Source organism: Oceanobacillus luteolus (genome assembly GCF_023715655.1).
Lineage (GTDB): Bacteria > Bacillota > Bacilli > Bacillales > Amphibacillaceae > Oceanobacillus > Oceanobacillus luteolus.
Genome location: NZ_JAMBON010000005.1, coordinates 134,561 through 141,316, shown reverse-complemented (window position 1 = coordinate 141,316; position 6,756 = coordinate 134,561). Strand labels below are relative to the sequence as shown.

The following is a 6,756-nucleotide window of genomic DNA, read 5'->3' as shown; positions in this document are numbered from 1 at the left end:
AAGGGCTCAGAGGTCTACACGACCGTTATAAATTCTTGCGTTATCAATCTTGATTGAACCGCCGTATACGGAACCGTACGTACGGTGGTGTGAGAGGACGGAGGTTAATCGCCTCCTCCTACTCGATTTTAAGCCGTTCTTACCTCTTCCTCAACAAACACAGAAATCGCTAATATCTCTGCTACATCAAGTGTGCTGATATCTTCGTCAACTTCTTTTGCCTTTGTTCCATCACTGATCATCGTGAGACAATACGGACAGCCGGTTGAAATCATCGATGGGCTGACAGCTAGAGCTTGTTCTGTACGGGCAACGTTGATACGGTTTCCGGTCGTTTCCTCGGTCCACATCAAGCCACCACCTGCACCACAACACATACCGTTTTCACGGGAGCGGACCATCTCGACGAGCTCAAGTCCTGGAATTGCTTTTAGGATTTGCCTTGGCGGATCATATACACCATTGTATCTGCCTAAGTAGCAAGAATCATGATAGGTTAAACGTTGATTTATCTGCCCCTTGGGCTGCAATCTACCATCCATGATAAGGTCAAAGAGTAATTGTGTGTGATGATAGACTTCTGCTTCGAAGCCAAAATCTGGATATTCATTCTTGAAAATATTGTAAGCATGGGGGTCAATCGTTACAATTTTCTTCACTTCATATTTATTGAATTGTTTGATGTTCTTTTCTGCGATTTCTTGGAAAAGGAATTCGTTTCCAATACGTCTTGCCGTATCCCCTGAATTTGCTTCCGTGTTTCCGAGAATCGCAAAGCTTATACCTGCTTTATTCATCAGCTTTGCAAATGCTAAAGCAATCTTTTGACTGCGGCTGTCATATGCTCCCATGGAACTGACCCAGAAGAGATATTCAAAATCCTTGCCTTCTTTTTTTAATTCTTTCACTGTCGCGATGTATACTGACTCATCTTCTTCCCGCCATTTGATACGGTCCTTTTTCGATAAGCCCCAAGGGTTTCCTTGACGTTCGATGTTTTGTACTGCGCGTTGGATATCGGAATTCATCTTACCTTCTGTCATGACAAGGTAACGACGTAAATCAATAATTGTACCGACATGTTCGTTGTTGACCGGACAAGCATCTTCACAGTTTCGGCAAGTTGTACAAGCGGATAATTCTTCCGCCGTTATGACGTCGCCTACTAAACTCATACTCTCTATAGTCGCAGCAGCTTCTCCACCAGAACTTGCTATGTTTCCGGTTGCACCAGCGAAAACATAACTCGGCACCCAGGGTGATTTTCCAGTGACCGCAGCACCTTTTTCCGTTAAGTGATCACGGAGTTTAATCATGATATCCATTGGAGAGAGCATTTTTCCTGTTCCTGCTGCTGGGCATACATCGGTACAACGGCCGCATTCCACACAAGCATAAAAGTCGACCATCTGGAATTGATTGAAGTCCTCGACTTTCCCGACTCCAAATGTAATTTCTTCTTCTGATCCATCCTCCTCATCGATATCGAAATCGATTTTTTCAAGCTTACCTGGCACCTTTTTACTTAAGAAAACATTAACAGGTGCGGCAAGTAAGTGGAAGTGCTTGGACTGTGGAATATACACTAAGAACGCTAGTAGTGTAATCGTATGAACCCACCAAGCGATGAAAAACAGAATCATGGCAGCCTGAGGTGGTAAAAAGCTAAAGACTGATGCAATTAAACTGGCAACCGGTTCGGTCCAAGCAACTGCCCGTTCTTCCCAAAGCATGAGCATACCGTTTCCAAATAGAACACTAATCATAAGTGTACCAATGAAAATAAGGACGATACCAGCTTTAAACCCGCGTTTCAACCGGACAAGCCTCTCCATATACCGGCGATAGAATGCCCATACCACTGCGGTGAGAATCATTAATGTGACGAGCTCTTGGAAGAAAACAAATGCTGGATATATCGGTCCAAAGGGCAAATGATTACCTGGCGACAATCCTTTCATGAACATATCGATGGCACCAAATTGGACAAGGATAAATCCGTAGAACATCATGACATGGATGGTTCCAGATTTTTTATCCTTCAGTAGTTTGGATTGTCCGAAAACAATCTTACCTACACGTTGTAACCGTAATTTCATTTCGCCATCGAACTCTGATTTTTTACCAAGTTTGATGTAAGCAATTCTCGTTGTAACGACTCTAGCGAATAGATAGAGCGCATAAATCGTCACAACGAGAAATGCAATCCAGTTGATGATAAGAAATGTATCCATATTTGTACTCCTTTAATCTCATACTTGAGACTGGATTTTACTAGAGTAGTTTTTCAAATTTGTACATAACATATTAAGCATTTACGGTGCTTTTTAGTGCTTTAAATTCTTCCACCAGCAGCGGGATTACTTCAAATAAATCTCCGATAATTCCATAATCAGCAATCGCAAAGATGTTTGCGTCCGGATCTTTATTAATTGCAACAATAACTTTGGAATGAGACATCCCTGCAAGGTGCTGGATTGCTCCCGAAATACCTACTGCAATGTAAAGGTCAGGGGTGACTACTTTTCCAGTTTGGCCGATTTGTAGGGAATAATCACAGTATCCCGCATCACAAGCACCGCGAGAAGCACCAACAGCAGCACCTAATACATCAGCCAACTCGTATAATTCGTTGAATCCGTCGGCGCTCTTTACGCCTCGACCACCTGCGATGACAACTTTTGCTTCGGAAAGATCAACACCTTCAGAAGCTTTACGGACTACTTCCTTAACAATCGTTCGGATATTTTTAATATCGATATCTTTCGTCGTAATTTCACCGTTTCTAGATGTATCAGGTTCAAGAGCTGCAATGTTATTCGGACGAATCGTCACAAACGTAATTCCGTCTGTAATAATTTTTCTTTCAAATGCCTTCCCGGAATAAATTGGTCGGATGAATTCAGTACGGCCTTCATTTTGTTGTATTTCGATAACATCGGATACTAGCCCAGTGTCTAATTTAGTTGCAATTTTTGGGGTCAAATCTTTTCCGATGGAAGTATGGCCCATAACAATTCCGTCTGGTGCTTCTTCACTAATAATTGAAAGGACGGCTTGTCCGTATCCTTCTGATGTGTACGCTTTCAATTCCTCGTGTTGTACTACAATTACTCGGTCTGCCCCATAGTGAACGAGTTGTTCCGCTTGCTCTTCCAGCTGTTCTTTTCCTAGCACGACGCCAACGATTTCTGCATCATGATCAATTTGCTTCGCTGCTGCGATAGCCTCAAAAGATACATTACGTAAAACTCCATCTTTACCCTCAGCTATGACTAATATTTTACTCATGTCCATACCCCTTCCTTAAACTACTCTTTTTTCATTTCTTAATAGGGAGACAAGCTCCTTCACTTGTTCATCCAGCTCACCTTCAAGCACTCGGCCAGCAGCTTTTTCTTCCGGTAAAAAGATTTCAATGGTCTCTGTTTTTGCTTCCACATCTTCTTCATCTAAATCCAAGTCATCTAGTTCAATCTCTTCCAACGGCTTCTTTTTTGCTTTCATAATTCCAGGTAGAGAAGGGTACCGTGGCTCATTTAAACCTTGTTGGCAAGTCACTAATAATGGCAGGCTTGTTTCAATGATTTCAACATCACCTTCCACATCTTTTTCGATGTTCACGATTTCCCCATCAATTTCTAGGCTCGTAATTGTCGTAACGTAAGAAATTTCCAATGCTTCAGCTAAACGAGGTCCCACTTGTCCACTAGCCTCGTCGATTGCTACATTACCAGCTAATATTAGATCGACATCTTTGTCTTCTAAAAATGCAGTTAAAATTCTTGCCGTAGTATATTGATCACCTTGTTCTAAATCATCTTCAGTATTAATCAATACAGCTTTATCGGCACCCATCGCCAGTGCAGTTCTTAATTGCTTTTCAGAATCTTCATCCCCGATGGTTACAACTGTCACTTCACCACCATGGGCATCACGTTGCTTAATTGCTTCCTCTACCGCATATTCGTCATAGGGGTTGATGATATGCTCCGCGCCTTCATCTACAATCTCTCCATGTGAAACAGTTATTTGCTCCTCTGTGTCAAAAGTCTTTTTTAACAATACATAGATATTCAACTGATTTCCTCCTTTAATTTAAATTCTCTATTTCTTCAGCTATTGTTGACTTGAAATTTAGTACTGATTATGTCTGATACTTTTTAAGACCTCCTTTATCATCCGTATTCCGTTAAATGGAATCTAAATTCCGTGATTCGTTAGTTTAAATTCTAAGCGATTTCATGTAAAAAATCAACAGATAATTAATCTATTTATAAATTTTCTAAAAATTAGTGGTCCAAAAAGGGAATAAATAAAAAAACAAATCTGTTCTTCGGCAGATTTGTTTTAATAAGATATTAATTTCGATAACCTAACTCGCTTGAAATCATTTTCGCTGCGTTTTTTAATTCGTTCAGTATTTCATTACCCTTTTCATCCGAGAATTCAATGACAGGCATACTGATTCCAAGGGCGGCAACCAACTGTCCGGCACCATCAAAAATAGGGCAAGAATACCCGATTGTATCTTTAAAAAATTCTTCTCTACTAAAAGCATAACCTTGTTCTTGGATCTTTGTCAGTTCCTGAATCAGCTTATCTCGATCGACAATCGTATTCGGTGCTATTTTTTTCAATTTCAACTGTTGCAGGTATTCGTTTCGTTTTGTTTCTTTTGTGTGTGCCAATAAGACCTTTGGCGCGGAACCTGCATATAACGGAGCACGGGCCCCTATTTTAATAACTAATCGCACTGGCTTGTTGCTATCCAGCTTTTCTACATAAACAGCTTCGTCTTCTTCGATAACCGCCAAATGAACCGATTCATTTAATTTTGCATTTATCTCTTTCATATAGGGAAGTGCGATTTCTCGATACTCTAGTTGATTCATCACTCGCATGCCCAATTGCAGTAGTTTCAATCCCAACTTGTATCTGACATCATGAGTAGAGTAGGGTACTTTTACTAATAATCCAGCTTCCACTAAAGAAGTGACTAATCTGAAGACGGTTGTTTTTGGCATATTGGATATCTCTACTAGTTCTAGTAAAGATAATTCCGCCTTATCATTGAAACAATCCAATAATTTAATTGCCCTTAATAGACTTTGACTCATTATGTTCACCTCGCACAGATAACAAGAGATCACTATCATTATTATATATCTATTAATTATAGTGTAAGTGGGCATAAGTTTCCATTTAATAACCATTTCAGCAAACATGTTATCAAATAAAAAAGAGGTTAGGAAGATGGTGCCCGTCCATCTCCTAACCTTTGCATTCATTTCGTAAAGAAGCGATTACTTACTGATTGCATCCACCATCACAACGATAATCAATACAGGAACAACATAGCGGATCAGGAAAAACCAAGCCTGAAACACACCGTATTTCAAATTGCTTCCTCGTTTTAATTCTTCATAAAGGGCAGATTTCTTCATTTTGAATGAAACAAAAATAGAAATCAGTAATGCACCAATTGGCATCAGTACATTACTTACTGTATAGTCTGCCAAATCAAAGATGGATTTCCCGAATAACGATATATCACTTAAAACGCCGAATGACAGGGCGGATGGGACACCGAAAAGAAAAATGGCTAAGCCGATGATCCACGCCCATTTTTTTCGTTTTGCCGGATTTCCTTTAGAAAGGACGGCTACGATAATTTCCAGCATCGAGAAAGCTGAAGTGAGTGTCGCAAATAAAAAGACGACGAGGAATGTTGCGAAAAACAGCATTCCAAATGGCATCTGACTAAAAATCGTCGGAAGCACGTTGAAGAGAAGAACGGGACCTGCATCAGGCTCCATCCCAAATGCGAATACCGCAGGGAATATAACGAGTCCAGCTAAGATGACGACCATTATATTCATTGCGACAATCGATAGGGCGGATTTTGGCATATTCTGCTCCTTTGACAAATACGCACTATAGGTAATCATACCAGTCACCCCTACACTTAACGTAAAGAAAGATTGCCCCATAGCCTCGAGAATGGTGTTGGAAGTCACTTTAGACAAATCAGGTTGGAATAAAAAGGAAATACCTGTAGAGGCACCATCAAGGGTAACGGAACGGATGACAAGAATAATGAACAGGATGAAAAGTGCTGGCATCATGATTTTATTTGTCTTTTCAATCCCGTTTTGGACTCCTCTTGTAATAACGAAAATAGTGATAATCATAAATAGGAGTTGTGCACTTATGCTTATTATCGGGTTTGCGACCGTATCAGCGAATAAGGCCCCATATTCAGCTTCAGTTAATCCGCTCAGCTGCCCAGAAACCACTTTCCAAAAATACGTAATGATCCATCCGCCAATCACACTGTAGAAAGAAAGCATGATAAAGACGGCTATCATACCAAGTACTCCAATAAAGTACCAGTTTGTTCCAGGGGCGATTGCTTTAAAGGAACCGACTGAACTTTTTTGTGCGGTTCTTCCTATAGAGAACTCAGCTAATAGCAGTGGTAAGCCGAGTATTACTGTAAATAAAAGAAAGATTATCAGAAACGCTCCACCACCATTTTGACCTGCGACATAGGGGAACTTCCAAATTGCCCCGAGGCCAATGGCAGATCCAGCGGCTGATAAAATAAATCCTAGTCTTGTAGAAAATTGCTCTTGCTGGCTCAAACTAAACTTCCTCTCGTATAGAATACTTCCCCATTTTACTTACACTAAGAAGGAAAGTCAAAGGAACTTTAAGGAACTATAAGCGGAAAGTTGATTGAAGACGTGTGGG

The 6,756-nt window shown here is 40.5% G+C and carries 5 protein-coding genes; all 5 read right to left on the bottom strand.

The window, feature by feature from the left end:
• Positions 1–128: 128 nt before the first annotated feature.
• The 5 genes from M3210_RS05990 to M3210_RS05970 all read right to left on the bottom strand — a co-directional run bounded on the left by M3210_RS05990 (position 129) and on the right by M3210_RS05970 (position 6,647).
• Positions 129–2,234, bottom strand: a complete 2,106-nt coding sequence (locus M3210_RS05990; RefSeq protein WP_251512426.1) for a heterodisulfide reductase-related iron-sulfur binding cluster — start codon at positions 2,232–2,234, stop codon at positions 129–131.
• A gap of 73 nt (positions 2,235–2,307) precedes the next feature.
• Complete coding sequence (locus M3210_RS05985) at positions 2,308–3,291, bottom strand: electron transfer flavoprotein subunit alpha/FixB family protein (protein WP_251512424.1); 984 nt, start codon at positions 3,289–3,291, stop codon at positions 2,308–2,310.
• Between the two features lie 15 nt (positions 3,292–3,306).
• Complete coding sequence (locus M3210_RS05980; protein ID WP_251512422.1) at positions 3,307–4,080, bottom strand: electron transfer flavoprotein subunit beta/FixA family protein; 774 nt, start codon at positions 4,078–4,080, stop codon at positions 3,307–3,309.
• A 281-nt stretch (positions 4,081–4,361) separates the two neighbouring features.
• Positions 4,362–5,120: an IclR family transcriptional regulator gene (locus M3210_RS05975; RefSeq protein ID WP_251512420.1), complete on the bottom strand. Its 759-nt coding sequence runs from the start codon at positions 5,118–5,120 to the stop codon at positions 4,362–4,364.
• A gap of 186 nt (positions 5,121–5,306) precedes the next feature.
• Complete coding sequence (locus M3210_RS05970; RefSeq protein ID WP_251512418.1) at positions 5,307–6,647, bottom strand: sodium-dependent transporter; 1,341 nt, start codon at positions 6,645–6,647, stop codon at positions 5,307–5,309.
• Between the last annotated feature and the right edge of the window lie 109 nt (positions 6,648–6,756).